Consider the following 25348-nt stretch of genomic DNA (forward strand, 5'->3'; position numbering starts at 1 on the left):
GGCCTGGAGCGCGCTGGACGCGCGCGCCGCCGGCCTGGAAACCACGGTGGTGGACGACGCCTGCCGCGGCATCAATCTGAACGGCTCGCTGAGCAGCGCCTGGGCGCAGATGCTGGCCGCCGGCGTACAGCGGCTGCGCTCGGACGAAGTCTAAACAAACCCGGCGCTGGCAGGCGCCGCAAGACCGCGAACCACCTTTTGAACACAAGAAAACACTCAGAAAGTGTTTACGATCTCGCGAGCTAAGGCGAGACAAGGCGAAAACGGCTGAGAAAGCGGAGTGTACACACGGTACATGAGCATTTCGAAGTCGTTTTCAACGCCGTATCGCCGACGCGCAGCAGATCGTAGGCAGGTTCTCAGACGGGGATCACCGGAATCTTGCCTATCTTCACGCGCCACTCGGCCGGGCCGGTGTTGTGCACGCTGGATCCACAGGAATCCACCGCCACCGTCACCGGCATGTCCTTGACCTCGAACTCGTAAATGGCTTCCATACCCAGGTCTTCAAAGGCCACCACCTTGGAGGCCTTGATCGCCTTGGACACCAGGTAGGCGGAGCCGCCGACGGCCATCAGATAGACCGCCTTATTGTCCTTGATCGCCTCGATCGCGGTGGGACCGCGTTCGGCCTTGCCTATCATGCCCAGCAAACCGGTCTGTTCCAGCATCTGACGGGTGAACTTGTCCATGCGGGTGGCGGTGGTGGGGCCGGCTGGGCCCACCACTTCGTCGCGCACCGGGTCAACCGGGCCCACGTAGTAGATGAAGCGGTTGGTGAAGTCCACCGGCAGCTTCTCGCCCTTGTTCAGCATGTCCACCATGCGCTTGTGCGCGGCGTCGCGGCCGGTGAGGATCTTGCCGTTGAGCAGCAACACATCGCCCGGCTGCCAGCTTTGCACCTCTTCCGGGGTGATGGCGTCCAGATTGACGCGCTTGCCGTTGGAGTTGTCGTAGGTGATGTCCGGCCAGTCTTCCAGGCGCGGCGCTTCCAGCGAGGCCGGGCCGCTGCCGTCCAGGTGGAAATGCACGTGACGGGTGGCCGCGCAGTTGGGGATCATCGCCACCGGCAGGCTGGCCGCGTGGGTGGGGTAATCCAGAATCTTAACGTCCAAAACCGTGGTCAGGCCGCCCAGGCCCTGGGCGCCGATGCCCAGCGCGTTGACCTTTTCAAACAGCTCCAGGCGCAGTTGCTCGACACGGCTCAGTTCCGCGCCGCTGTCGGCCTTGGCTTTCAGGTCCTGGATGTCCACATGGCTCATCAGGCTTTCCTTGGCCAGCAGCATCGCCTTTTCCGGCGTGCCGCCGATGCCGATGCCGAGGATGCCCGGCGGACACCAGCCTGCGCCCATGGTGGGCAGGGTCTTCAGCACCCAGTCCACGATGGAGTCGGACGGATTCAGCGCGTAGAACTTGGATTTGTTCTCCGAGCCGCCGCCCTTGGCCGCACAGGTCACTTCCACGCCGTCGCCTTCGACGATCTCGAAATGCACCACCGCCGGGGTATTGTCCTTGCTGTTCTGGCGCTTGCCGGCCGGATCCAGCAGCACCGAGGCGCGCAGCTTGTTGTCCGGGTTCAGGTAAGCGCGGCGCACGCCTTCGTTCACCATTTCCTGCACCGACAACTGGGCGTCCCACTGCACCTTCATGCCCACCTTCAGGAACACCACGGCGATGCCGGTATCCTGGCAGATCGGGCGCTTGCCTTCGGCGCACATGCGGCTGTTGATCAGAATCTGCGCCATGGCGTCCTTGGCCGCCGGGCTCTCTTCCTTCAGATACGCCTGGTACAGCGCGTCGATATAGTCTTTGGGGTGGTAATAGCTGATGAACTGGAAGGCGTCGGCAATGCTTTGCACGAAGTCTTCCTGACGGATGATGGCCATTTTCGGGTTTCTCCAGCGTAGGGCTATTTGGGGTTTGCCCTGTCATTTTATGGAGGCGCGCCGCCCGCGCCAATCCAAACCCTCAACAGTACCCGATAATACCGTCTGCGGCCAGCCAATGCCCGCCGCTCCGGACCGCTCCAAAGTCTCGCGAGCAAGAGCGAGACAAGGCGAAAACCGCTTAGAACCTGTTTACGATCTGCTGCGCGTCGGCGATACGGCGTTGAAAACGCTTTCAGAATGCTCATGTACCACCTGTACATTCCGCTTCTTCAACCGTTTTCGCCTTGTCTCGCCTTAGCTCGCGAGATCGTAAACACGTTCTTAGAACAGCTTCTCAAGCGCCGCTGCGATCCTCGCGATCCTCCCTCGGACTGCGGTCAAAACGCTTGCGATAGGCGCGGGAAAAATAGGACGGCGACTCAAAGCCGCAGGCCACGCTGATCTCCACCACGCTCAGCTCGGTCTGGCGTAGCAGCCAGCGGGCGCGGTCCAGCCTCAGCGCGCGGTAGAACTCCGCCGGCGAAGCCTTGAGATGGGCACGGAACAAGCGCTCCAGCTGGCGGCGGGTGGCGCCGCAGCGCACGGCCAGCTCCTCCGGCGGCCACGGCTCCTCCAGTTGTTCCTCCATCAGCCGTATCGCCTGCGCCAGCTTCTTGTTGTGCACCTGATAGCGGCTGGCCACTTGCAGGCGCTGGTGCTCGGACGGGCTGCGCATCTGGCCCTGCACCAGTTGCTCGGACACCGCCAGCGCCAGCTCGCGGCCATGACGCCGCGCCAGCAAGGCCAGCGCCAGATCCAGCCCGGCCACCGCGCCGGCGGAAGTGGGCCGTCGCTCGGTCAGAAACAGCTCCTGGCTGGCGGTCACCTGCGGATAGCGTTCCCGGAAGGCTGGAATCGCCTCCCAATGCAGCGTCACCGTCTCGCCGCGCAGCAGGCCGGCCTCGGCCAGGATGAAACAGCCGGTGTCTATCGCCCCCAGCATCACTCCCCGGCGCTCCAGCCGCCGCAACGCCGCGCCCAGCTCCGGCGTGTAATGGCGTAGCGGATGGAAGCTGCTGACCACGAACAGACAAGTGCATGGCCCGGCCTCCGCCAGCGCGCCGTCCACCATCAGCGCGATGCCGTTGCTGGCCGCCACCGCCTGACCGTCCACGGACAGCAACCGCCAGCGGCTGGCGCCGGGCTGAAAACGGTTGGCGATGCGAAACGGCTCCATCAAGGCGGCGAAGCCAATGAAGGAAAACTCCGGCAACAACAGAAAATGGTATTCGTCCACCACGGCGCTCCCCATGCAAACCAGCCCGCTCCATGGCCAGCATAAGCGCGAGCGCCCAGTTCGCGCCAATGCAAATTGTCGCGCAATGAAAAGTAAGCGTCGCGGCCATCCGCTCCGCCGCCGCCGGCACACCGTTAAATCATCGACAGCCGTCCCCCACTCGCAGGTCTTTGAAGGAGCCCCGCCATGCAACAGCACGCCATCCTCCCGTTCCCGCCCGCCGCGCCGCAACTGCCCGCCGATTTCTGCCGCGACATCGACCGCGCCCACACCCTGCCGGCGCGCTGCTACACCGCCGACGAGGTGTTCGCCTACGAGAAGGAGCGCATCTTCGCCAAATCCTGGCTATGCCTGTGCCACGGTAGCGAACTGGCCCGGCCCAACGATTACGTCACCCGCCGGGTGATAGGCGAGAACATCCTGCTGCTGCGCGACCGCGACGGCGCGCTACGCGCCTTCTACAACGTCTGTCCGCATCGCGGCCACGAGTTGCTCAGCGGCAGCGGCCAGGCCAAGAATGTGATCACCTGTCCCTACCACGCCTGGGCCTTCAAGCTGGACGGCCAACTGGCGCACGCGCGCAACTGCGAGCAGGTGGCGGACTTCGACCGCGCCGGCAGCCATCTGAGCCCGCTGCGGGTGGCCGAATACTGCGGCTTCGTCTTCGTCAACATGGACCCGGACGCGGCGGACATCGAGGTCGAATACGCCGGCCTGCAAGAGCACTTCATGCAAGTGTGCCCGCAAGTGGCGGACTTGAAAGTGGCCGAGCGCGTGGTCACCACCACGCCGGCCAACTGGAAAGTCATCGTCGACAACTACATGGAGTGCTACCACTGCGCGCCGGCTCACCCCAGCTTCTCGCAATCGGTATCCACCGACGGCTACACCCACAGCTTCCACGGCCGCTGGACCTTGCAGCGCGGCGCCGCCCAGTCCAGCGGCAACAGCTACGCCTTTGACGGCGAGGCCGCCAACCAGGCCTTCAACGGCTACTGGCTGTGGCCCGGCGTGATGTTCAACGTGGTGCCCGGCGACGCGGCGATGACGGTGATCTACGAGTTTCCGGAATCCGCTGGCGTCACCGTCCAGCATTATGAAGTCCTGTTCCTCAATCAGGATTTGAACGAGGAACAGCGCCGCTTCGTCAGCTGGGCGCGCGACGAATTCCGCCCCGAGGACCTGCGGCTGGTGGAAAGCGTGCAGCGCGGGCTGCAATCGCGCGGCTACCGCGGCCAGGGCCGCATCATGGCCGACAGCCAGCGCAGCGGCATCAGCGAACACGGCATCGCCTATTTCCACCAGATGGTGGCCGCCGCCTACCGCGGCTGAACCGGAGCGCCGCGCATGCCAGCCATCGTCACCGAAGTCTGCGCCATCGAGGAAATGGCCGCCGGGATCAAGGCCTTCACCCTGCGGCCGCTGGACGGCCCGGCCCCGCCTTGCCCGTCCGGCAGCCACATCGTGGTGGACATGCCGCCGCCGGGCCGGCCGGCGGCCTACTCGCTGCTGGACCCCGGCGGCGGGGTCTACCGCATCGCGGTCAAGCAGGAGCCGGACTCGCGCGGCGGCTCCCGCTACCTGCACGCGCTACAGCCGGGCAGCCGCCTGCGGGTGCAAGCGCCGGCCAACCGCTTCCCGCTGGCCGCCGAGCCCGGCCCGCGGCTGTTCATCGCCGGCGGCATCGGCATCACTCCCTTCATCGCCCATATGGCGGCGCTGGGCGATGACGCCAACTACCAGCTGCACTACGCCTTCCGCGAGGCCGCCGGCGCCGCCTTCGCCGCAGAGCTGGCCGAGCGAAGCGAGCGCGGCGACGCCAGAATCCGCCTGTACGAGAGCCTGGCTGGCCACCGGCTGGACCTGGACGCGCTAATCGCCGCCGCGCCGGCGGACAGCCAGGTGTACGTCTGCGGGCCGGAACGGCTGATCGCGGCGACGGCGGACGCCTGCGCGCGGCGCTGGCCCGCCGGCCGGCTGCACTATGAGCGCTTCAGCGCGGACGCCACGGGGGAGAGCGTCGGCTTCGAGGTGGAACTGGCCCGCTCAGGCCTGCGGCTGCGGGTGGACGCAAACGAGTCCATCCTGGCGGCGATAGAACGGCAGAGCTCGCTGCGGCCGGGCTGTCTATGCCGGGAAGGTTATTGCGGCAGCTGCGAAACCAGGCTGCTGGCCGGCGACGCCGAGCACCGCGACCAATACCTGAGCGAGGCGGAGCGGCGGGAACGGATCATGATCTGCGTGTCGCGAGCGGCGGGAAGCGGGCCGCTGGTGCTGGATTTGTAACTAAGGCCCGCTAACAAAACCCCTGATCCTACGTTGCGCCTCCTGGTCGTACGACTTGTACTGCCTGCGTCGGCGCGCCTTGGCTCAGCTTCTCTGCGTGGTTTTGTTAGCGGGCCTAAAAGACTGAGTGCGATCTGCTGCGCATCGATGCTCAAACAGCAAAATTGACCACTTTTACGGCCGGCACAGCAGCTTTTCTAGCGCGGTCTTGGCCAGGAAACCGCTGCGGCTATCGTATTCCGGGTGGGAAGCGACATATTCATCGATACGGTGCAGAAGGTTGGCCGGCAACGTGACGTTGATTTTGGTTGCTTTACCCAGGTAGCGGGTGATGTCCACATCCACCAGCGCCCAGAGATGGCCGACAAACTCGGGTTTGCCGACATGAGCCTGCGCGCTGCTGGCAAGAGGGATGACGTCCAAATCTTCCACCAGCCCTTCCAGATGCAGCTCAATGGCTTCGCGGGCGTTCCGGATGGCCTCATCCAGAGTGTCCCCGGCGGAGAAGCAGCCGGGTAGATCCGGCACGATGACACCATAGGCATGTTGGTCGTCACCGGGTTCAACTGCAATCGGGTAGTACATAATGGTTCCTTACTTGAGACCCGCTTGTTTCTTGATGCTGTTCAGCGTGCCTATCGGTATGTCTTTCTTGGGGTGAGGCACCGTCACCCGGCCGGTCTTGATCGGGTGTTTGAACTGTTGATGGCTGCCCTTGGCGGCAACCAGATACCAGCCGTCGGCCTCTATCATGCTGATGACTTCTTTGCTGGTCACGGCGTCGCCCCTACGCTGAGAACCGGTTTGCGATCTGCTGCGCTTCGTGAACACGGTACGGTGAGAGGTAAGAACAGCTTCAGAATGCTCAGGTCGCACTTCTACATTCTGCTTTTGTTGTCACCTTGTCGCGCTCTTACGCGCAAGACTTTGAGCAGACTATTGGCCAGAGCTTATTGTAGCTTCTACAACAGGCCAGTCAATAACCCTGGAGTTATTGGATCGACAGCCAAGCGCTCTCGCTCTCTATCGGCTGCTCCGCTACGAGGGGCGCCATGCCATGCCTCCGCTCACCCCAGCACCGTGCGCGCCAGCTGTATCCCGTGCTTCTTCAATTTGTACTGCAAGGTGGCGCGCGGCAGGCCCAGCCGGCGCGCCGCCTCGGTCAGATTGGCGCAGCCCTCCAGGCAATCCACCAACAGCCGGCGCTCATAGCTCGCCATCCGCTGCTCCAGCGTGCCCTCCGCGTCCGGCGGTGGCGCGGCCGGCGGCCGGCGTTCTTCCGCGCGCCGCTGCGCCGCCTCGCCCTCCTCCTCCAACAACAGGAAGTCCAGTTCGTCCCCACCCTCGCACAGGATCAGGCTGCGCAGCAGCACGTTCTCCAGCATGCGCACATTGCCCGGCCAGTGATAGCGCAGCATCCGCTCCATCACCGCGTGGCTGATGCGCTGCACGCGGTGGCCGGTGACCTTGCCGTGCTTGCGTAAAAAGGACTGCGCCAGCAGCGGGATGTCCCGCAGCCGCTCGCGCAGCGGCGGCACCGCCAGGCTGCCCACGTTCAGCCGGTACAGCAGGTCCGGCCGGATCTTGCGCTCGTCCAGCATCCGCTGCGGCGACTCGTTGCTGGCGGCCACCACCCGCACATCCACGCGCACCTCCGCGCCGGAACCCACCCGACTGAACGTGCCCTCCTGCAAGGCGCGCAGCAGCTTGCCCTGGATGGACAGCGGCAGCGAGTTGATCTCGTCCAGAAACAGGGTGCCGCCGTGGGCGGATTCCAGCACCCCGCGCCGGTCCTCGGCCCCGGTGAAGGCGCCGCGCACGGTGCCGAACAAGGTGCTTTCAAACAGCGGCTCCGGCAGCGCCGCGCAATTGAGCACCACGAAGGGGCGCTCGGCGCGCGGCCCCTCCTGGTGCAGCAGCCGGGCGAACAACTCCTTGCCGGTGCCGGTTTCGCCGTGGATCAACACCTGTACGTCGGCGCGGGCCAGCCGCCGGCCCTGATGGATCAGCTGCTTCATCGCCGCGTCGTCGGTGATGATGCCGGTCAGCCCGCCGTCGCCCTCCTCCGCCACGCCCTGCTGCAAGTCCACCAGCGCCTGATGCAGCGGGCTGACCACGGCCAGATCGCGGGACAACTCCACCGCGCCGACGATGCGGCCGTCGGCGCGCTTCAGCGGCAGCGTGGTGTGCACCTGATGCACCGCCTTGCCCCTGGGGTTGCGGTAACGCTGGTAATGATTGCGATAGCTGCAGCCCTGCCGCAGCGCCTGCAACAGCGTGCTGCTGTTCTCGTCCAGCTCCGGGTACAGCTCCAGCAGATAAGTCCCCAGCGCCTGCTCGGCAGTGTAGTCGTCCAGCTGCGAGCACTCCTGGTTGTAATAGGCGTAGCGTCCATCCTGGTCGATGATGGCCACCGACAGGCCGATCGCGTCGAAGAAATCGCCAAACAGCGCAATGCCTTGGCTTAGGTCTGCATCCATGTCTCCCCCTTCCCCTTGAGAACCTGTTTCCGATCTGCTGCGCGTCGGCGATACGGCGTTGAAAACAACTTCGAAATGCTCATGTACCACCTGTACATTCCGCTTTCTCAGCCGTTTTCGCCTTGTCTCGCCTTAGCTCGCGAGATCGGAAACAGGTTCTTAGCTGCTTCAAGCACGGGTGCCAAAAATTTGGCGTTTTTATGAATAGTTGCAGTATTGACGGTTTTTGTCGCCGCGAGCAAGCGCAAAACCCTTTTAAATTCATGCAATTAAAAAACAGGCCCGCTGGCATGGATGTTGCCACTCCTAGCACGGTCGCACCAAGGTGCGGCTCACAACTACAGCAGGCTGCCACAGCCGCAAGGAGGAGAGATTCATGCATCACCCCACCCCCGCCATCCACCCTCCCCCCGCGCCCATCGTCGCGGTGGAAAACCTGCGCAAGCGCTTTGACAGCCAAGTCGTGCTGGACGGCGTCTCCTTCGCCGCCTCCGCCGGCGAAGTGGTGTCGCTGATCGGCGCCAGCGGCTCCGGCAAAAGCACCCTGCTGCGCTGTCTCAACCTGCTGGAAGTTCCGGACGACGGCCGGGTGCTGATCGCCGGCGAGGAAATCGCCCTGCGCACCGACAAACGCGGCCGGCGCGCGCCGGCCGACCCGCGCCAGGTGGACCGGCTGCGCACGCGGCTGGGCATGGTGTTCCAGAACTTCAACCTGTGGCCGCACATGACTGTGCTGGAAAACCTGATCGAGGTGCCGATACGCGTCTTGCGCCAGCCGCGCGCCGAAGCGGTGGCGCTGGCCGAGGCGCTGCTGGAGAAAGTGGGCATGGCGGACAAGCGCCAGGCCTATCCGGCCTTCTTGTCCGGCGGCCAGCAACAGCGGGTGGCCATTGCCCGCGCGCTGGCCACCCGGCCGGCGGTGATGCTGTTCGACGAACCCACCTCCGCGCTGGACCCGGAACGGGTGGGCGAAGTGCTGCGGGTGATCCGCCAGTTGGCCGAGGAAGGCTGCACCATGCTGCTGGTCACCCACGAAATGGCCTTCGCCCGCGAAGTGTCCAGCAAGGTGCTGTTCCTGCATCAGGGCCGCATCGAAGAAGCCGGCTCGCCGGAACAGGTTTTCGCCGCGCCGCGCAGCGAACGCTGCCGCCAGTTTGTCAACGCCTGACACCCCAGGGAGAAACCCCATGAAGCCACTCCGCACCCTCATCGCCGCCTTCGTCGTCCTGTGCTGTGCCGCCGCGGCGGCCGCCAACCCGCTGCGCATCGGCATCGCCGCCGAACCCTACCCGCCGTTCACCATCAAGCAGAGCAACGGCCAGTGGAGCGGCTTTGAAGTGGAACTGGTGCGCAAGCTGTGCCAGCGCCTCAAGCAAAACTGTCAGATCGCCGAAGTGTCCTGGGACGGCATCATCCCCGCGCTCAACAGCAAGAAGATAGACGTGATCTTCAACTCCATGTCCATCACCCCGGAGCGGGAAAAAGTCATCGCCTTCAGCCTGCCCTACTACTACACCGCCTCCGAGTTCGTCGGCCCCAAGGGCCAGAAAACCGTGCTCAGCCCGGCCGGCCTCAAGGGCAAGACCCTGGGCGTGCAATCCGCCACCACCAACGCCAACTTCCTGAAGAAATACTACGGCGCCGGCTCCGTCATCCGTTACTACAACACCCAGGACGAGCTGAACGCCGACCTCGTCGCCGGCCGCGTGGACCTGATGCTGCTGGACGCGCTGGCCGCCAGCGATTTCCTCGGCGGCAAGGACGGTTCCGGGCTGGAATCCAAGGGCCTGGCGCCCAAGGACCCGCTGTTCGGCCCCGGCATAGGCGCCGGCCTGCGCAAGGCCGACACCGCGCTCAAGCAGCAGTTCGACCAGGCCATCCTGCAACTGCGCGCCGACGGCAGCTTCGACGCCATCCAGAAGAAATACTTCAAGGTCAACATCTCGCCGGACGCCAAGTGACGCGCCCCGCCAGCCCGCGCCGCCCCAGGGAGAGCCTATATGCTGGATGCACTGCAACAAGCCTACGACGCCGTAGTCCGCGACTGGGGCCCCGCCCTGCTGCAAGGCGCCGTGGTCACGCTGGAAATCTCGCTGGGCGCTTTCGCGCTGGGCCTGCTCATAGGCATGGCCACCGCGCTGGTCAAGCTGGGCGGCCACCCGCTGCTCAAGCGGCTGGCCAACGCCTACACCAGCGTGTGCCGCTCGCTGCCGGAGCTGCTGCTCATCCTGCTGCTCTACTACGCCGGCGGCGACGCCATCAACGCGCTGGCGGCGCTGCTGGGCCAGCCGCAGGTGGAAGTGAACGGCTTCGCCGCCGCCATCGTGGTGCTGGGCATCGTGCAAGGCGCTTACGCAGCGGAAATCATGCGCGGCGCGGTGCAGGCGATACCGCACGGCCACATCGAAGCCGCGCGCGCCTTCGGCTGCGGCCGCTGGCTGACCGCGCGCCGCGTGATCCTGCCGGAAATGATGCCCTACGCGCTGGCCGGCCTGGCCAATCTGTGGCTGGTGCTGATCAAGGACAGCGCGCTGATCAGCGTGGTGGGCTACAGCGAACTGCTGTTCACCACCAAGCAGGCCGCCGGCTCCACCCGTCAGTACCTGCTGTTCTACCTGACCGTGGCCGCCATCTACCTATTGATGACCCTGCTGTCCAACGCCGGCTTCAGCCTGATTGAACGCCGCTTCCGCCGCTGGCAACCGGCGCTGTGAACGGGAGACCCGCATGAACTTCCAATGGCTGCAAGACTACGGCCCCATGCTCTGGCGCGGCATCGCCGTCACCGTGCAACTCCTGCTGCTCTCCGGCGGCCTGGGCTTCGCGCTGGCGGTGGCGGTGGGCTTTGCCCGGCTGTCCCGCCAGCCCTTCCTGGCCTGGCTCAGCCTGTCCTTCACCAACCTGATCCGCGGCACCCCGCTGCTGGTGCAGATCTACGTGCTCTACTACGGCCTGGGCAGCCTGTTCGCCGGCTTTCCGGCGCTGCGCGACAGCCTGCTGTGGCCTTACCTGCGCGAAGGCTTCTGGTACGTGGCCCTGGCGCTGGCGCTGAGCGTGGCCGGCTATGTGGGCGAAGTGGTGCGCGGCGGCCTGGCCGCCGTGCCCAAGGGCGAACTGGAAGCCGCCCGCGCGCTGGGCATGTCGCGGCTGACCACGGCGCGGCGCATCTGGCTGCCGCGCGCGCTGCTGATCCTGCTGCCGTCCCTGGCCGGAGAAACCGTGCTGCTGCTCAAATCCACCGCGCTGGCCTCCACCGTGGCGGTGATGGACGTGCTGGGCGCCGCCAACCTGGTCCGCGCACAAACCCTGCGTACCTACGAACCGCTGCTGACCGTGGCGCTGATCTATTTCGCGCTGGCCTGGCTGATAGAACGCGTCTTCCTGCGGCTGGAAAAGAGACTGCCGGTCCGCACCGCCTTCTGATACCGCGCTATCCCACCATTATTACGGAGACCCCCATGCGCTTTTCCCCCCTGGTCGAACGCATCGCCGGCGAACGCGTCGATGCCTGGAACATCCACTTTGCGGCGCAACAAGCCGCCGCCCGCGGCGAGGACGTCATCATCCTCAGCGTGGGCGATCCGGAGTTCGCCACCCCGGCCCCCATCATTGAACGCGCGGTGGCCGCGCTGCGCGACGGCGACACCCACTACAGCCCGGTGGACGGCCGCGCCGACCTGCGCGCCGCCATTGCCCGCCGCCACGCCGCCGCCACCGGCCTGGAAATGGACGCCGACAACGTCATCGTGGTGGCCGGCGCGCAAAACGGCCTGTTCTCCGCCGCGCTCTGCCTGTGCCAGGCCGGCGACGAAGTGCTGGTGCCGGAACCGATGTACCTGACCTACGAAGCCAGCATCCGCGCCAGCGGCGCCGCGCTGGTGCCGGTGCCGGTCAAACCCGCAGACGGCTTCCACCTGGACCTGGCCGCGCTGGAAGCCGCCGTCACCCCGCGCAGCCGCGCCATCTTCCTCGCCACCCCCTGCAACCCCACCGGCGCGGCGCTGCGCCCGGACGAACTGGCCGCGGTGGCCGCGCTGGCCCGCCGCCACGACCTGTGGGTGGTGGCCGACGAAGTCTACGCCGGCCTCAGCTTTGAAGCCCCGCACCACAGCATCGCCGCGCTGCCCGGCATGGCGGAACGCACGCTGACCCTGGGCAGCCTGTCCAAATCCCACGCCATGGCCGGCTGGCGGCTGGGCTGGGCCGCCGGCCCGCGCCCGCTGATCCAGCACATGGGCACGCTGGCCCTGTGCATGCTCTACGGCATCCCCGGCTTCATCCAACAAGCCGCGCTGCTGGCGCTGCAAGACTACGACGCCTTCGTCGAACCCGTCCGCGCGCTGTACCAGCGGCGGCGCGATCTGGCCCACAGCCTGCTCAGCGGCGTGGACGGCCTGCAATGCCCACTGCCGGAAGCCGGCATGTTCCTGCTGCTGGATGTGCGCGGCTGCGGCCTGGAAGCCGGGGATTTCGCCTGGAAGCTGTTTGAAGCCACCGGCGTCTCCGTGCTGGACGCCGCCGCCTTCGGCCCCACCGCCGCCGGCTTCATCCGCCTGGGCCTGGTGGTGGACGACGAACGCCTGGCCGAAGCCTGCCGCCGCATCGCCCGCTTCGCCGGCCAACTGCGCGCCGCCGCGCCAAGACAAAAGGAATCCGCATGAGCACCACCCTGGGCAGCTACCTCACCGCCTGGCTGGCGGCTTACGGCGTCGACACCGTGTTCGGCATCCCCGGCGTCCACACCATCGAGCTCTACCGCGGCCTGGCCGGCAGCGGCATCCACCACATCGCCGCCCGCCACGAACAAAGCCTGGGCTTCATGGCCGACGGCTACGCCCGCGTCAGCGGCAAGCCCGGCGTCTGCTTCGTCATCACCGGCCCCGGCCTCACCAATATCGCCACCGCCATGGGCCAGGCCTACGCCGACTCCATCCCGCTGCTGGTGATCTCCGGCGTCAACGCGCGCGGAAAACTGGGCTCCGGCGACGGCCACCTGCACGAACTGCCGAACCAGCACGCGCTGGCCAGCCAGATCGCCGCCTTCAGCCACACCCTGACCGCGGCGGCGGAACTGCCGCAAGTGCTGGCGCGCGCCTTCGCCGTGTTCGACGGCGCCCGCCCGCGCCCGGTGCACATTGAAATCCCGCTGGACCTGATGGCCGCGCCCGCCGACGGCCTGCCGCCGCCGCAAGCGCCGGCGATGCGGCTGTTGCGCGGGCCTGCCGCCCCCGCCGCCATCGACCGCGCCGCCCGCCTGCTGTCCAGCGCGGAGCGGCCGCTGCTGCTGATAGGCGGCGGCGCGCGCCAGGCCGCACCGCAACTGACCCGGCTGGCGGAAATGCTGGACGCACCGGCGCTGATGACCATCAACGCGCGCGGCGCGCTGCCGGACGGCCACCCGCTGGCGCTGTCCTGCAGCCCCTCGCTGCCGGCCGCGCGCCGCCTGATCGCCGCCAGCGACGTGGTGCTGGCCGTGGGCTGCGAACTGGGGCCCACCGACTTCGACATGTACGTGGACGGCGGCTTCCGCCTGCCCGGCGCGCTGATCCGCATCGACATCGACCCGGAACAACTCTGCCGCGGCCGCGGCGCGGATCTACCGCTGCTGGGCGACGCCCAAGAAACCCTGCAACTGCTGATACCGCGGCTCACCGCCGCCCGCCGCCAGGGCGCGGAGCGCGCCGACGCCACCCGCCGCCTGGCCGCCGCCGAAATGGAACCGGAAAACGCCGCCGACCTGGCCTGGCTGCACCGCGTGCGCGACATCCTGCCGCAAGCGCGCTGGGTGGGAGACTCCACCCGCCTGGTCTACGCCGGCAACCTGGGCTTTTGCGCGCCGCGCGGCAACAGCTGGTTCAACGCCTCCGTGGGCTTCGGCGCGCTGGGTTACGGCCTGCCCGCCGCCATCGGCGCCGCGCTGGCCGAACCGGAACGGCCGGTGCTGTGCCTGGCCGGCGACGGCGGCTTCCAGTTCACCCTGGCGGAAATGGGCACCGCGATGGAAACCCGCGCCCACCTGATCGTGCTGCTGCTCAACAACCGCGGCTACGGCGAAATCAAAAGCGCGATGCGCGCCGCCAAGATGGAACCGCTGGGCGTGGACCTCTACACCCCGGACTTCCCGGCGCTGGCCCGCGCCTACGGCTGGCGCGCCGAAACCCTGGCGCTGGGCACCCCGGAACCGCTGCTGCGCCAGGCGCTGGAACAGGCCGCCGCCGCCGCCAATCCCACCCTGATAGAAATCGAGGCTTAAAGTGTGCGCAGGCCCGGCCCCGGGCCGCGCGCCGCAAACTCAATTTGCATAGAACCCGGCCGCGGCGATAACATGGCCTATCCACGGCGGCACCCGCCCCGCAAGCAATGCGAGACCGGCTCCGGGCATCCCTATGAGAGAACTCGAAATCGTCGAACAACTGGTCCTGGGCGTAGACCCGGCCGGCCGGCGCGACCCGCTGGGCACCCCCAAGGACCCGGCACTGGACAAGGCGCGCGCACTGTATTACGAGCAGCTCAAGCGCGTCGCCAAACAACACGCAGCAGACCCGCCCACCGCGCCCGAGCCGCCACCGGCCCCCGGCGGCGCACGCCAGGGCCAACGCTGGACCATAGCCGAAGACAACCGCTTAGCCCTGCTGTGGGAAGCCTCCCCCGCGCCGGTGCGCCAGCTATCGGAAAAACTGGGCCGCAGCCCGCTGGCCATCGTCTCCCGGCTGGTCCGCTTAGGCCTGTACGAACACCAGCAAGCGGCAATGCAAGCCGACAACGCCCGCATGCAAGCGCTGGACCTGCCGCCGCTCTGGGACGTGCCCGCCGCTACGGAAACGCCGCCGGCCAAACCCGCCGCGCCGCCCGCAGCCGGCAAGCAAGGCGCGGTCTGGACCGTGGCCGACGACCAACAACTGAAAACCCTATGGCACAGCCCGGCCCAGCCGGACAGCCAGGCCATCGCCAAGCAACTGGGCCGCAGCCGCGGCGCCATCCTCGCCCGCCTGGTGCGCCTGGGCCTGTTCAGCGACCGCGACGCGGCTTATCAGGCGGACCAGGCGCGGCTAACCGGCTAGCCGCCCCATCCTTTCTAAATCACCAGTTCAAACGACACCATGGCATTCACCTTCGCAAATATTTTCAAGAATCGTCCCCCACAACAAGCAAGCACACCGGCAGCAGTTCCCTCTCCACAGCCAAGCGCCGCGCCAACACCGCCGCAAGCCATAACGCCTATCCAGCCCGCTAGCCCAACAAGCGCGCAAATTTCCACGCCTAGCCTGCCGCCAGTCACAGCTCAGCCCTCCGCTCCAGCCCAACCCGCCCCTAGCTCAGCGGAGAAAAAGGGGCATGAAGGCGAGAAAGCGCTCAACGCCTGGTTCAAGCAGCACAAGCTGGCCTATGTGGGCATCTGCCAGAACAAAAACAGCTTTGCCACCCTATTCCATGGCACGGCCAAACGGCCGGACTTTCTGCTCCTGCTGCCCTCGCTGGGCATGATCGCCATCGACGCCAAGAACTACACCCCATCGCGCGGCGAACTCACCCTCAGCCTGGAGGAAGAACTCAAAAAGGCGCTCACCTTTGAGCGGCTATTCCGCCTGCCGCTGTGGTACGCCTACTGTGATAAGGGAAACATGGGCCAGAACTGGTACTGGATCAGCGCGCTGAAAGCGCTGGAAGTGGGCGAAGTGCGCGATGGCAGTAATGGGCAATTCCTGGCCATCAAGATGGAGCACTTTGAAACCATCGCCAGCCCCAAGGACTTGGCCAAGCTGTATACCCATACCTTGCCGAGTTTGGAGAAGGTGGCGGCAGGGGTTTGATTGAGGTATGGGTGAACGGGTTATGAAGACGCTTGCTGTTGTTCTGCTATTTGGCCATTGCCGACATTGAAGCAGTTTCCGCAAATTGGTGTCTGTTCAAATCGAATTGGCCAATGACAGGACTGTCTTCGTGGAAGCCAATAACAACGGACAGACTTCAGCCAGGACGGTGCTTCAGTGCTCCATGAGATTTCACCGTAAACAATTTCAACTTGACCCACTAGCGAGCACTTGATGGCCCTATCGTCACATGACGCGCGGCTAGCTATACCAAGTTATCAAGTGCCCTCCCTAGGAGCACGAAACAAGGGGGGGTGCGCTAAGGTCAAGTAATGCCAAGGTTGGCAACGCACCAACCAAGTGGTAATCATCGGCGGCCCAGATGAGGGGTCAGGGAAACAAAATGACAAAAAAGCATGCGGGTGAGCAGCCCGACTTGGAAGCACTGACAGCGCTGATGATGACTTCGATGCCAGCCATGTGTCTCCGCCAGATTGCGGATGACTGTAAGCCGTTCACACGCGACCTGCGGACCTTCCATCCCATACGGCTTGCGGCGACTTTTGGGGGGCTTCTCCTTCAGCCAACGCTGCAAAGCAACTGCCTTCGTCTGGAAGCACTGGTTCAGTTGAGCATGGCCATGGGAAACGGCGACCAGTCCGCAACTTCAGCGATCCTACTAAAAGGGTTCTCCTCTGTTGGACGCAGCTACGGCAGCACTGAGGACCCGCCCGAAGACGTCTTCGTCGGGAACATCGTGTCTCGCCGCGGAAACTTCTTGGTCCTTGAGGGTATCTGGGAGAGCGGCTCGTTCTACTTGCAGCGCTTTGTCAACATGATTGATGACCTGCCGAATGACCCGAACATGCAGCTCATTGTGAACTGCGTGTATGCGCTTCTGACCCTTTCAGATCTGGCCTGCAAGCGCGCAGGCCTAACGCGCAATCACAAGGGCTCAGAAAAGCAAGCACAGGTTCTTCCAAAAGAACTGACGAAGCAGTACCAAGCGCTCCAAGGCTTGGTCGAGTTCAGCTGGGACGACCTGATGCACGCTGGAATCGTTCCTAATCACCTGGCACCATTCACTTTTGAGGAGGAAGGACGCCGAGACTTACTTGACCAGTCCATCGGTAGTACCGACCTCGAGCGCTCCCCTGTTGCGATTGCCGGTAGGAGCTTCTTCCTAGTGCTACCGACCGCAGTCAGTGGTGCGATTCGGAGGTTCATCATTGAGACCATTGGTTCCGATGAGAATCGAAAGCTCTTCGTGCAAATGCTGGCCCGCGAGTACATGCACGAACTCCAGCTGTCGAGGTTCCTACGAGGCCTAAGTCCGAAGCCAAGATTCAGCCACGCTGGGGGCGACTACATCAGTTGCGTCGCCTGGCAGGTCGACCACGGTCGACCGGTCGTCTTGATGAGTCTCCTGGACACGCTGGAAGGGTATGAGGAGGGCGGGATTAGTGGGTTCTATGTGCCCTCGGAAGCGCTCAAAGCACGCATGGAGAAGACCATCGCTGAAGCACAAGACGCTTGCGCGAAGAACATGGCGCTTGAGCAGGGGCTGGTACTTCTGGTGACATGCAGCGTTGGAAGGAGCGCCCACTATTCGCTAGACATCTATAAGCAGGCCAAGTGGGAAGTGATCCACCTCGCTGCTGCAGATTTCTTCACGCTGGAGTCGATGCGGGACATGTCATTTCTGGAGCTGTGGCGCATCCTCGAAGGGAGTCGGCGACTTAAAGCCCAGGGAGTCAGACTTCAGAACGTCAACGGCTTCCTCAACCTTGCGGCTTGGGGCGAGTCACTGGCCGGACATCTCATTCCCCATAGAGCCATACCATCAAAAGCGAGTGGCCAAAAGGTCATGCTTGCCATCCGCCAGAACGCACTCCTTGACACTCGGCATTCTGTGGCTAGGTCTCGCGATGTGCATGCAGAACCATTCGTTGACGGAACGTGGCGAAAGGTTCATACCGAAGGGCCTAGCTACTTCGAAGACGAGAATGAGAACCCGGTCTATGGGGAGGTAGAACCGATGGGGGGCAACAAACCTATTGGAGTTTGTAAGGGTGGCTCTCGAGCGTGGTGGTTCGAGCTGGCGTCGCTGAACGGTTCTGACACCGGAAGCTACGAACGCTGGCGGATGCTGGGCACGTGGTGTCGCCGCGCTGCACCACTGCTGGAAAATGCCTACGGCCCTGGCCTGGGTGATGGCCCAATTCTCTGGAAATGCACCTTCACCCACCCACAGCAGCTCTTCGATCTACCCGAACCGTTTGGAACCGCGGAAGACGCCGAGCGCACCATCACGATGGAGGTCGATCAAGTCAACCGAACGATCCAGTTGACGATTACGCCGCAGTTCGACCGCGCGCTCTTCAATCCGGCAAATGTTGCCGAGGCGGCACTCGTCAGAGCACTCATCCGTGGCGTTGCACTTTTGGCGAACCAGTATCAGGTTGACCAGGAGGTACTGTTCAGCCAGATTGTGCCTAATGAGCGTGCGCGCCAGTCTCACGTGATGGCTGCTCGTGAATTCCGCGATTTCATTCCCATGCTTGGCCAGCAGAGGGCGATCAATATCAGCAAGTATGACGATGGGAACACGAAGATTGGACTTGGTTGGAAGGTTCGTCACCCAAGCGAAGGTAACATTATCGTTGGCAAGGAGGCTTGCCGCGATTACCTCAACAAGCTGGTCCGGAAGTTAGAGGACGAACTGTGTGAACAGCTGCGTACATTGAATCGCCAGGACGTCCTCTGCAGTCTGTTGCTGAACTACGAGATAGCGGCGGTCTCGCGTGAGCACTGGCAGAGAACATCAGCGGCAAACCTTGCATTCCGGGCGGATGACGAGGCCCAGGCACTCGGTCCCATGCGGGATCATGACTTCAAGCTCAACGCCATATTCCTGACCTCCCGTGTGCTGATCGAGATGGCACTCTGCGAGTGCCCGCTGGAAGGAGGCCGCCGCTTTGGCGAAATAGACCATACGTTGCTGATGGCAATAGCGTCACAGATATTTCAGTTTGGTGGCTGGTCGGGCCTAATCCACTGGGGGTTGATGGAGCCACAGGTCGCTATTCAAGCGGTCGGCGACGTTCACGTCGACCACAGCATTATTGATAGGGTGATGGCCAGTTTTGGGAGCAAGACCAGCGAGGTTCGCTACAAGGGTTCAGCTCAACGCTACGCCAAGAATCTGGAACAGCCCAGCATCACAGAGCAAGTGAGGGGAGTAATCGAACCCGAGTTCCTCGATGCTTGGCGTGATGAGTTTGGCGCCGAACTGGACGCATTCCGGCAGTTCGTCGATGCGGTCGAGAACCGCGGAATAGAACTGAAAGAGCCAGTATCAAGGCTCCGCCGGAGCGAGTTGGTTGCTCTGGCAAAGCATGCTGTAGACGGCGAAGCGATTGTCTCGGCGCTCAGTCTGTTGACTCGCTCATCATGGCGCCTAGCGCCTCCTGGTTACGCGGAACGAGACATCGACTCATGGCGACTTCGTCGTCAACTTAGCGTTCTAAGGCGGCCAATACTGCAGATAACGGATGAAGCCGATCCACATATACTACTTGCGCCAGGGCTGCTGCGCGAGGCATTCGCCACCACCATAAGCAACTACTACTCTGCCAACTATCCGGACAATCATCTTGGACCTGCCATGCGGAAGTACGCCGGCTTTGCCCGGCATCGCGATGGCCACGAATTTAATGAAAAGGTTAAGACTAGAATGGCAGCTCTCGGGTGGAAGGTGCTTCCAGAAGTCGCACTCACCAAGATATTGGCTTGCGGGTTGGACCGAAACTACGGCGATGTCGACGTCCTGGCTTGGGACCCTCCCAGCCGGAGAGTATTGGTCATGGAATGCAAAGACTTGCAGTTCAAGAAGTCCTACAGCGAGATTGCCGAGCAGCTGATGGACTATGCCGGTGAGATGCTTCCAAACGGCAAGCGCGACTCGCTGCGAAAGCATCTGGATCGCGTCGACCTTCTGACGGCCCACAAGGGAAAGGTGGCCAAGTTCCTCAAGCTTGGAGATAACTGCAGCATCGAGAGCCACTTGGTGTTCAGCAATCCTGTACCAATGCTTTATGCGGCAGGAAATATTTCCACCAGATGCGAGCAACATATTTACGACGAACTGGAGCATTTGAGGATCACCCCAAATCCCCTCTTTGAGCCACACCCTGTCGGCTAGCGGTGGAGACAAATTGTCTGCATCCAGCCATAAACAGACTTATTCGGCGGCGGTCTTGACGAACTGCTTCAGTCAAACTCCTGACGAATTCACAGTAATCAGAAGATGGCGACCACTTACTAGATCCTAAGTGTGGCCATCAGAAAGAGCGCGCAAAAGACGCCAAAGTTGAGCTTGTACGTGGCAAGCAGCAGTTAGGCAGCAAATCACCGCCCCCGAAACATCCAAGCCCCAGACAAAAAAAAGCCCTCCCAAATGGGGAGGGCTTTGTTTATGCGAGGCCGGTGCAATCAGTGCTGATGCCCATGCTCACCGTGCACATGCTGGTGAGCGATTTCCTCAGCCGTTGCCGCGCGCACGTCCACCACTTTGACGACAAAGCGCAGGGCTTTGCCGCACAGCGGGTGGTTGCCGTCCAGCAAGACGGTGGGGCCTTTGATCTTGGTAACGAAGTAGTAACGCGGCTCGCCATCCGGGCCAATGCGCTGGATTTGGCCGCCTACCTTCACGCCGGGCGGGAAATCCGCCTTGGGCATGGTGGTGACCAGGGCTTCGTCGCGGGCGCCGAAGGTGTCTTCAGTGGCCAGTTCCAGCGTGGTTTGAAAACCCGATTCCTGGCCTTCCAGCGCGGCTTCCAGCTTGGCGAACAGGTTGTCGTAATCGCCGTGCAGGTAGGAGACGGGCTTCTTGCCATCGTCGTAAACCAGGCCCTGGCTGTCGGTAACTTTCATGCGCAGGGTAACGGCGGTGTTGGCGGTGATTTTCATGGCGAGCAATAACAAAAAAATGGAAGCGGGAAGGTTCTCAGTTCAGCGAGGGAGTGTCAACCGAAACGCCCCGGTTAGCTGGATATGGATGCGGCTGTTTTCTGGCGAAGCCCTCCCCGTCCCCACTCTCCCGGAGCCGGCTGTGCCCTCCCCGGCTCCCCCTTCTTGCGCGGCGGCTTCCATGGCACGGCTTCCAATGCGCCGGCATCACAGCACACGGCCTCTCAGATAGCTGCCTGATCATCAGGGGAGTGACAATGACTCAATAAAATCAATATCTCACAGCATTGATAAAGTACGTCCCAACAAAATGTAACACCGGCATGAACAGCAAGCACCCCATCGCCAGCCAGACATACTGCTTGGACTCCCGCACCCTTCGGGAAAGACCACACAAGAAAACAGCCAAGCATATCAAAGCCAATGTGCCAAATAGATCACTATCGGCTAATACCGCCAGATAAGAGGAGAGATCGTCCATCACTTTCCATTCTCAACCCAGCCAATACCTTTTTCCGGGCAGATGATAATCAATTTTTTATACCATGCCATATCCGCCGTTACTTCACCAAAAGAAAAGCTGCCTTCTTTTATATAGAAACATTGATCTCCTTTTTTTACTTCAAAACTTGCCTTGTTTAGTTCCGAAGATTCATAAACCTTGGTTGGCGTAGCGCTCATGATCTCAAATTTTTGCAGCTCCAGATGCTCTCCCCAAAAGCTGGGAGCCTGACGCATAAAATAGATGGAGGTAGCAGCAACAGCAACAGCAGCTACAATCAAGTTAATAATCAAGGTTTTTTTCATTTCTTTGGATATAACTCTTTCTTTACGGTTCGATTGGATTTTTCGATAATGGCAAGCAACTCTGCCGGAGCTACCGGAAAGGGTATCCAGCGCGGGTCATGAGCCAAGATGTTGATTAACTCCAAAACATCGGCCACATTGGATGAGCAACTGTTGCTGAACAGGCTATAAGAAGTTTCGTTCGGATGCTTGCGTTTGAACTCTCTATCAACTTTAACCCGCCGCTCCAATTCATTCTTTACAATATCTTTCTCTCTTTCGGAAACGGAGAGATAGACACCCACATTGTCACGCCAGCGGTTGCCGCCGACATTGATAGAGTCATTTGCCCGCTGAATTACACCGCCGTTAAGATAGGTGTTCTTATCCGTTTTCACATACTCTTCATGTGCTCGGCTATAAACTTGACCATCAATGACGACAGCCGCATGCCCCCACTGAGAACCCATGCTGCGCATCCTTGAGTCACTGATGATAACCTCGATCAGCTCCCGCTTTAACAACACCTTTTTGATTTCATCGTTTGTCGTCGGCGTTGAACTGCGTTTGCTTACCAGAAATAAGTCCTTGCCGCTCGGCGACTTGATGGTTTGACTTGGCCCAACCACAATCAACCCTCCAGAAAAATGCTGAGTTCTTCCGACTCAACCGTAGCTTTTGTAAGATGAGTATGCCCTTCATCGTCGGTAACGCCATGCTCGACTTTTCCATCCGCTCGCACAATGGCGTATTGATGATTAGCCAGAGGCAAGCCGGACACCTCATCCATAATCTGAAACTTTTCATTGAACATCTGAAGTAAAGTAGCGCCAGTAGCTGCCAAAGCTGCGCCAACTCCAACACCTGACACGGAGGAGCCGCTGCTTTCATACGAGCGACCCACTTCTGGCATGGTGGAAATCAATGTCGCGCCGCAGCTGACCTTGTGTCCCTCCAACGCTACCCCCTTACCGTTTACGATCCAAGTTAGGTCCCCTTCGACAATGACACAGTTCACATGCCCCTGCTGCGGACAGCTGACGGAGTCGCCGTACAAAGCAACCGGCTTACCAAACAAAACCGTAGTTGACGCAGCGCTGGTGACAAAGCCGCCGTGATCGGTTGGATCTCCCAGCCTGATAACTCGCTTCATTGATCTGCCTTACGATAAAGTGAACCTATAAAAATAGGTTGCATTCACTTTTAAATAAACTGTCCTTTGGTCCACCTTCTTCAACGCTTCGAGAAAAAGTGGAGTACAGAGGGAACCCCAGTCGACCCCATTAGGAGCCCCCCTTTTTACACCGGAAGAATTAGCCCCTCTTCTTCCGCCTCGGCTTCCGCTGCAAGGTTTCCAGCTCGTCCAGGCTGAGATGGAAGCGCTGCATCGCCTCCACGTGCTGCACCAGGTCGACCTGTTGCGCCCCCAAGTTCAGCAGCACCTCCAGATAGTTGAAGAAGCTTTTGCACATGCTGCGGCGGTGGCCGCGGTCGCGGAAATCCATGTCGCTGGCGATGCGGAACAGCAGCCCGCGCCCGGAGTGCTGGCGGTTGAGTTTCAGCATCTGCGCCAGATGGGCGGCGTATTGGCGGCCCAAGGCGCAGGCTTCGAGCTCATCCTTAGGCTCGGCCGGCTGCCAGTAATGCGGATAAGTGCGGCCTTTGATACGGCGGATGAAGGGCAGGCTGAGGTCTTTGGCGTGGGGGCCGGCGAAGCGGTAGCGCGAGCGCGGGCCTAGCGGCGGGAGTGGAGATGCGTCCTGATGGACGCCTTGGGTTTCGGTAGCGGAAGGAGTGAGTTCGATGCCGAGCACCGGACGAACAAGCTTTACCATTTGCAACCTCCTGAGCAGAAGGGCCCGGCCGCAAGGCGGCAGGGCGGGCACATGACAAGAGTTGGTCTACCGGTGTGCTACCGTACAAAGCCGGCGCGCCCGCGAGGGCGCCACTTGCCACGGCCCGCCCGAATAGGCAAAGCAATGGCCGCGGATACGCTGTGGAAACAGCGGATCCGCGACGGCAGCACAATTCAGGAGACCAATCCCGAGCGCCGCGATTGCTGCGGCGCGGGGGCTATTGTTGGGGAGGAGTGGGAGGTCGTCAAGCCGACGGGGTCCGGCAAGGTGGATCGCCGCCATCATCTTGTGTGGCGCAGCGGGGTTCCGCGTGGGGCTACCAAACGGTCTCTGCGTGGCCGCCAGGGTGATTCGATGAGTTTCCGGTGGGTATCGCTGCGCTCCTCCCACCCTACCAATGCGAGCGGCTGCGCGTAGGGTGGGAGGAGCGCAGCGATACCCACCAGCCGCAGGCCCCGGCAGAAACAAGCCACCCGCGCAGCAGACTTTGAACAGGCTCTAAGACAAAGGCACCACGTCAGCCGCCGATCCCGCCTGAGCATTGACCAGGGTGATGATGAAGTCCCGCATCCAGCGATGACCGGGGTGCTGCTGGGTGCGGTCGTGCCAGGCCATGCCCACTTCAAAGCTTTCGGTGGGCAGCGGAAACTCCACTTGCTTCAGCGCGTCGCCGCGCTCTTGCACCAGGCGCTGCGGCACCAGCGCGACAAAGTCGGACTGCGCCACCATTTCCGGCACAAACAGGAAGGACGCGGCGGACAAGGCCACGTTGCGGCGCAGGCCCAGCGCCGCCAGCGTGCGGTCCACCGGGGTGAAGAAGCCGTTGCCGTCCAAGGACACGATGACGTGGTCCAGCGCCGCGTATTCCTCCACGCTCAGCCCTTCCTTCAGGGTGGGGTGATCGCGGCGGCCAATCAGCACATAGTGTTCGTCGAACAGCCGGCAGCTTTGCAGCTTGGACGGGGCGGCCGGCGGGGTCAGCAGCGCCAGGTCCAGATCGCCCTGCTCCAGCTGCGCCTCCAGCCGGTGCAGGTCCAGCGCGCGCACCGCCACCCGCACGCCGGGCGCGCTTTTGCGCAGTTCCCGCGCCAGCGGGATCAGCAGCGCGGCTTGCAGGTAATCGGTGCAGGCGATGGCCACGGTCAGGTCCGCGCTGGCCGGCTCGAAGTCCTGGTGTCCGGCCACGGTGGCGCGCACTTCGTTCAGCGCCTTGCGCAAAGGCTCGAACATTTCCAGCGCCTTGGCCGTGGGATACATGCCGCGATGGACGGCCACCAGCAACGGGTCGTCAAACAATTCGCGCAGGCGGTTCAATTGCGCGCTCACCGCCGGCTGGCTCAAGCTCAGCCGCGCGGCCGCGCGGGTCACGTTCTGTTCCACCAGTAAGGCTTCCAGCGTTACCAGCAGATTGAGGTCGAGTCGTTTGGTATCCATCTGATGAATAGTAAGCAATAAAAACCGTGATTTCACAAATAGTTGACCGCGCGCCAGACTGACGGCTTTCCACCTTTAAACGCTTGGAGGCCGCATGAACCGACACGCCCTAATCATCCACGCCCACCCGGACCCGGCGTCGCTAACCGCCCAATTCGCCGCGCTGGCGCGGCAAACCTTGCAACAGCAGGGCTATGGCGTGATGGAGTCCGACCTCTACGCAATGGGCTGGAAAGCCGGCGCCGACGCGCAGGACTTCCCGGACCGGATCAATCCACAGCGCTTATTCCTGATCTCCGAATCCCAGCGCGCTTACGCCAGCGGCCGGCAGAGCGCCGACGTGGCGGCCGAACAGCAAAAACTGCTGGCGGCGGACCTGGTGATCATGCTGTTTCCGCTGTGGTGGTACGGCCTGCCCGCCTTGCATAAAGGCTGGATTGACCGAGTCTACGCTTAAAACCTGTTTACGATCAGCTGCGCGTTGGCGATACCGCGTTGAAAACGTCTTCAGAATGCTCATGTACCGTATGTACATTCCGCTTCTTCAGCCGTTTTCGCC

At 62.6% G+C, this 25348-nt stretch carries 24 protein-coding genes; 12 read left to right on the forward strand and 12 right to left on the reverse strand.

From position 1 onward, the window contains the following. Positions 1 to 359 precede the first annotated feature (359 nt). Together VK98_RS14020 and VK98_RS14025 are read right to left on the reverse strand one after the other, a co-directional pair. Positions 360 to 1886 (reverse strand): fumarate hydratase, encoded by a 1527-nt coding sequence (locus VK98_RS14020; RefSeq protein ID WP_048414634.1) that lies wholly within the window; start codon positions 1884 to 1886, stop codon positions 360 to 362. 337 nt (positions 1887 to 2223) lie between these two features. Further along, complete coding sequence (locus VK98_RS14025; protein ID WP_048414635.1) at positions 2224 to 3180, reverse strand: GlxA family transcriptional regulator; 957 nt, start codon at positions 3178 to 3180, stop codon at positions 2224 to 2226. Positions 3181 to 3351: 171 nt separating this feature from the next. Here VK98_RS14025 and VK98_RS14030 point away from each other — a divergent pair, with 171 nt between their 5' ends. Both VK98_RS14030 and VK98_RS14035 read left to right on the forward strand, forming a co-directional pair. Beyond that, the gene (locus VK98_RS14030) at positions 3352 to 4497 is read left to right on the forward strand and encodes an aromatic ring-hydroxylating dioxygenase subunit alpha (protein ID WP_048414636.1); all 1146 of its coding nucleotides are present in this window, start codon (positions 3352 to 3354) and stop codon (positions 4495 to 4497) included. Positions 4498 to 4512: 15 nt separating this feature from the next. Then, positions 4513 to 5451, forward strand: a complete 939-nt coding sequence (locus tag VK98_RS14035) for a PDR/VanB family oxidoreductase (RefSeq protein WP_048414637.1) — start codon at positions 4513 to 4515, stop codon at positions 5449 to 5451. A 174-nt stretch (positions 5452 to 5625) separates the two neighbouring features. On the opposite strand, the gene VK98_RS14040 is transcribed toward VK98_RS14035, so the two are convergent. The 3 genes from VK98_RS14040 to VK98_RS14050 form a co-directional block, all read right to left on the reverse strand. Then, complete coding sequence (locus VK98_RS14040; protein ID WP_048414638.1) at positions 5626 to 6036, reverse strand: type II toxin-antitoxin system HicB family antitoxin; 411 nt, start codon at positions 6034 to 6036, stop codon at positions 5626 to 5628. A 9-nt stretch (positions 6037 to 6045) separates the two neighbouring features. Beyond that, positions 6046 to 6228 (reverse strand): type II toxin-antitoxin system HicA family toxin, encoded by a 183-nt coding sequence (locus VK98_RS14045; RefSeq protein ID WP_043634155.1) that lies wholly within the window; start codon positions 6226 to 6228, stop codon positions 6046 to 6048. A gap of 290 nt (positions 6229 to 6518) precedes the next feature. Next, positions 6519 to 7931 carry a sigma-54-dependent Fis family transcriptional regulator gene (locus tag VK98_RS14050; protein WP_048414639.1) on the reverse strand — a complete coding sequence of 471 codons (1413 nt, stop codon included), beginning with the start codon at positions 7929 to 7931 and terminating at the stop codon, positions 6519 to 6521. A 376-nt stretch (positions 7932 to 8307) separates the two neighbouring features. Here VK98_RS14050 and VK98_RS14055 point away from each other — a divergent pair, with 376 nt between their 5' ends. The 9 genes from VK98_RS14055 to VK98_RS14095 all read left to right on the forward strand — a co-directional run bounded on the left by VK98_RS14055 (position 8308) and on the right by VK98_RS14095 (position 19946). Beyond that, positions 8308 to 9099, forward strand: a complete 792-nt coding sequence (locus VK98_RS14055; RefSeq protein ID WP_048414640.1) for an ABC transporter ATP-binding protein — start codon at positions 8308 to 8310, stop codon at positions 9097 to 9099. A 19-nt stretch (positions 9100 to 9118) separates the two neighbouring features. After that, a complete protein-coding gene (locus VK98_RS14060; protein WP_048414641.1) occupies positions 9119 to 9892 on the forward strand; it encodes a transporter substrate-binding domain-containing protein in 774 nt (257 codons plus the stop codon). 39 nt (positions 9893 to 9931) lie between these two features. Further along, complete coding sequence (locus VK98_RS14065) at positions 9932 to 10645, forward strand: ABC transporter permease (protein WP_048414642.1); 714 nt, start codon at positions 9932 to 9934, stop codon at positions 10643 to 10645. A gap of 13 nt (positions 10646 to 10658) precedes the next feature. Then, a complete protein-coding gene (locus tag VK98_RS14070; RefSeq protein WP_048414643.1) occupies positions 10659 to 11354 on the forward strand; it encodes an ABC transporter permease in 696 nt (231 codons plus the stop codon). 35 nt (positions 11355 to 11389) lie between these two features. Further along, positions 11390 to 12592 (forward strand): pyridoxal phosphate-dependent aminotransferase, encoded by a 1203-nt coding sequence (locus tag VK98_RS14075; RefSeq protein WP_048414644.1) that lies wholly within the window; start codon positions 11390 to 11392, stop codon positions 12590 to 12592. Then, a complete protein-coding gene (locus VK98_RS14080) occupies positions 12589 to 14184 on the forward strand; it encodes a 5-guanidino-2-oxopentanoate decarboxylase (protein WP_048414645.1) in 1596 nt (531 codons plus the stop codon). Before VK98_RS14075 ends, VK98_RS14080 begins: the two co-directional genes overlap by 4 nt. A 133-nt stretch (positions 14185 to 14317) precedes the next feature. Then, the gene (locus tag VK98_RS14085; protein ID WP_048414646.1) at positions 14318 to 14992 is read left to right on the forward strand and encodes a hypothetical protein; all 675 of its coding nucleotides are present in this window, start codon (positions 14318 to 14320) and stop codon (positions 14990 to 14992) included. Positions 14993 to 15031: 39 nt separating this feature from the next. Further along, positions 15032 to 15742, forward strand: a complete 711-nt coding sequence (locus tag VK98_RS14090) for a hypothetical protein (protein WP_197083053.1) — start codon at positions 15032 to 15034, stop codon at positions 15740 to 15742. A 403-nt stretch (positions 15743 to 16145) separates the two neighbouring features. Further along, the gene (locus VK98_RS14095; protein WP_053077393.1) at positions 16146 to 19946 is read left to right on the forward strand and encodes a hypothetical protein; all 3801 of its coding nucleotides are present in this window, start codon (positions 16146 to 16148) and stop codon (positions 19944 to 19946) included. Positions 19947 to 20236: 290 nt separating this feature from the next. Here the strand turns inward: VK98_RS14095 and VK98_RS14100 are convergent, their stop codons facing one another. From VK98_RS14100 to VK98_RS14125, 7 genes are all read right to left on the reverse strand, one after another. Further along, positions 20237 to 20713, reverse strand: coding sequence for a peptidylprolyl isomerase (locus tag VK98_RS14100; RefSeq protein WP_048414654.1), 477 nt, complete (start codon positions 20711 to 20713; stop codon positions 20237 to 20239). 271 nt (positions 20714 to 20984) lie between these two features. Next, positions 20985 to 21194, reverse strand: a complete 210-nt coding sequence (locus VK98_RS14105; protein WP_048414647.1) for a hypothetical protein — start codon at positions 21192 to 21194, stop codon at positions 20985 to 20987. Further along, positions 21194 to 21520, reverse strand: coding sequence for a hypothetical protein (locus tag VK98_RS23755; RefSeq protein WP_156187876.1), 327 nt, complete (start codon positions 21518 to 21520; stop codon positions 21194 to 21196). Before VK98_RS23755 ends, VK98_RS14105 begins: the two co-directional genes overlap by 1 nt. After that, positions 21517 to 22128: a hypothetical protein gene (locus tag VK98_RS23395; protein WP_082159024.1), complete on the reverse strand. Its 612-nt coding sequence runs from the start codon at positions 22126 to 22128 to the stop codon at positions 21517 to 21519. The genes VK98_RS23755 and VK98_RS23395 overlap by 4 nt, the downstream gene beginning before the upstream one ends. A gap of 2 nt (positions 22129 to 22130) precedes the next feature. After that, on the reverse strand, positions 22131 to 22652 hold the full coding sequence (locus VK98_RS23400) for a PAAR domain-containing protein (RefSeq protein ID WP_082159022.1): 522 nt from the start codon (positions 22650 to 22652) through the stop codon (positions 22131 to 22133). A 160-nt stretch (positions 22653 to 22812) separates the two neighbouring features. Next, the gene (locus VK98_RS14115) at positions 22813 to 23334 is read right to left on the reverse strand and encodes a hypothetical protein (RefSeq protein WP_156187877.1); all 522 of its coding nucleotides are present in this window, start codon (positions 23332 to 23334) and stop codon (positions 22813 to 22815) included. A gap of 519 nt (positions 23335 to 23853) precedes the next feature. Next, a complete protein-coding gene (locus tag VK98_RS14125) occupies positions 23854 to 24789 on the reverse strand; it encodes a LysR family transcriptional regulator (RefSeq protein WP_048414651.1) in 936 nt (311 codons plus the stop codon). Between the two features lie 94 nt (positions 24790 to 24883). Here VK98_RS14125 and VK98_RS14130 point away from each other — a divergent pair, with 94 nt between their 5' ends. Continuing rightward, positions 24884 to 25246: an NAD(P)H-dependent oxidoreductase gene (locus VK98_RS14130; RefSeq protein WP_048414655.1), complete on the forward strand. Its 363-nt coding sequence runs from the start codon at positions 24884 to 24886 to the stop codon at positions 25244 to 25246. The last annotated feature ends 102 nt before the right edge of the window (positions 25247 to 25348 follow it).

This window comes from Chromobacterium sp. LK11 (assembly GCF_001043705.1).
Classification (GTDB): domain Bacteria; phylum Pseudomonadota; class Gammaproteobacteria; order Burkholderiales; family Chromobacteriaceae; genus Chromobacterium; species Chromobacterium alkanivorans.

Coding starts and splice junctions, on each gene's coding strand:
- VK98_RS14020 (WP_048414634.1), bottom strand. CDS start 1,886: ATGGCCATCATCCGTCAGGAAGACTTCGTGCAAAGCATTGCCGACGCC.
- VK98_RS14025 (WP_048414635.1), bottom strand. CDS start 3,180: ATGGGGAGCGCCGTGGTGGACGAATACCATTTTCTGTTGTTGCCGGAG.
- VK98_RS14030 (WP_048414636.1), top strand. CDS start 3,352: ATGCAACAGCACGCCATCCTCCCGTTCCCGCCCGCCGCGCCGCAACTG.
- VK98_RS14035 (WP_048414637.1), top strand. CDS start 4,513: ATGCCAGCCATCGTCACCGAAGTCTGCGCCATCGAGGAAATGGCCGCC.
- VK98_RS14040 (WP_048414638.1), bottom strand. CDS start 6,036: ATGTACTACCCGATTGCAGTTGAACCCGGTGACGACCAACATGCCTAT.
- VK98_RS14050 (WP_048414639.1), bottom strand. CDS start 7,931: ATGGATGCAGACCTAAGCCAAGGCATTGCGCTGTTTGGCGATTTCTTC.
- VK98_RS14055 (WP_048414640.1), top strand. CDS start 8,308: ATGCATCACCCCACCCCCGCCATCCACCCTCCCCCCGCGCCCATCGTC.
- VK98_RS14060 (WP_048414641.1), top strand. CDS start 9,119: ATGAAGCCACTCCGCACCCTCATCGCCGCCTTCGTCGTCCTGTGCTGT.
- VK98_RS14065 (WP_048414642.1), top strand. CDS start 9,932: ATGCTGGATGCACTGCAACAAGCCTACGACGCCGTAGTCCGCGACTGG.
- VK98_RS14070 (WP_048414643.1), top strand. CDS start 10,659: ATGAACTTCCAATGGCTGCAAGACTACGGCCCCATGCTCTGGCGCGGC.
- VK98_RS14075 (WP_048414644.1), top strand. CDS start 11,390: ATGCGCTTTTCCCCCCTGGTCGAACGCATCGCCGGCGAACGCGTCGAT.
- VK98_RS14080 (WP_048414645.1), top strand. CDS start 12,589: ATGAGCACCACCCTGGGCAGCTACCTCACCGCCTGGCTGGCGGCTTAC.
- VK98_RS14085 (WP_048414646.1), top strand. CDS start 14,318: ATGAGAGAACTCGAAATCGTCGAACAACTGGTCCTGGGCGTAGACCCG.
- VK98_RS14090 (WP_197083053.1), top strand. CDS start 15,032: ATGGCATTCACCTTCGCAAATATTTTCAAGAATCGTCCCCCACAACAA.
- VK98_RS14095 (WP_053077393.1), top strand. CDS start 16,146: ATGACAAAAAAGCATGCGGGTGAGCAGCCCGACTTGGAAGCACTGACA.
- VK98_RS14100 (WP_048414654.1), bottom strand. CDS start 20,713: ATGAAAATCACCGCCAACACCGCCGTTACCCTGCGCATGAAAGTTACC.
- VK98_RS14105 (WP_048414647.1), bottom strand. CDS start 21,194: ATGGACGATCTCTCCTCTTATCTGGCGGTATTAGCCGATAGTGATCTA.
- VK98_RS23755 (WP_156187876.1), bottom strand. CDS start 21,520: ATGAAAAAAACCTTGATTATTAACTTGATTGTAGCTGCTGTTGCTGTT.
- VK98_RS23400 (WP_082159022.1), bottom strand. CDS start 22,652: ATGAAGCGAGTTATCAGGCTGGGAGATCCAACCGATCACGGCGGCTTT.
- VK98_RS14115 (WP_156187877.1), bottom strand. CDS start 23,334: ATGGTAAAGCTTGTTCGTCCGGTGCTCGGCATCGAACTCACTCCTTCC.
- VK98_RS14125 (WP_048414651.1), bottom strand. CDS start 24,789: ATGGATACCAAACGACTCGACCTCAATCTGCTGGTAACGCTGGAAGCC.
- VK98_RS14130 (WP_048414655.1), top strand. CDS start 24,884: ATGAACCGACACGCCCTAATCATCCACGCCCACCCGGACCCGGCGTCG.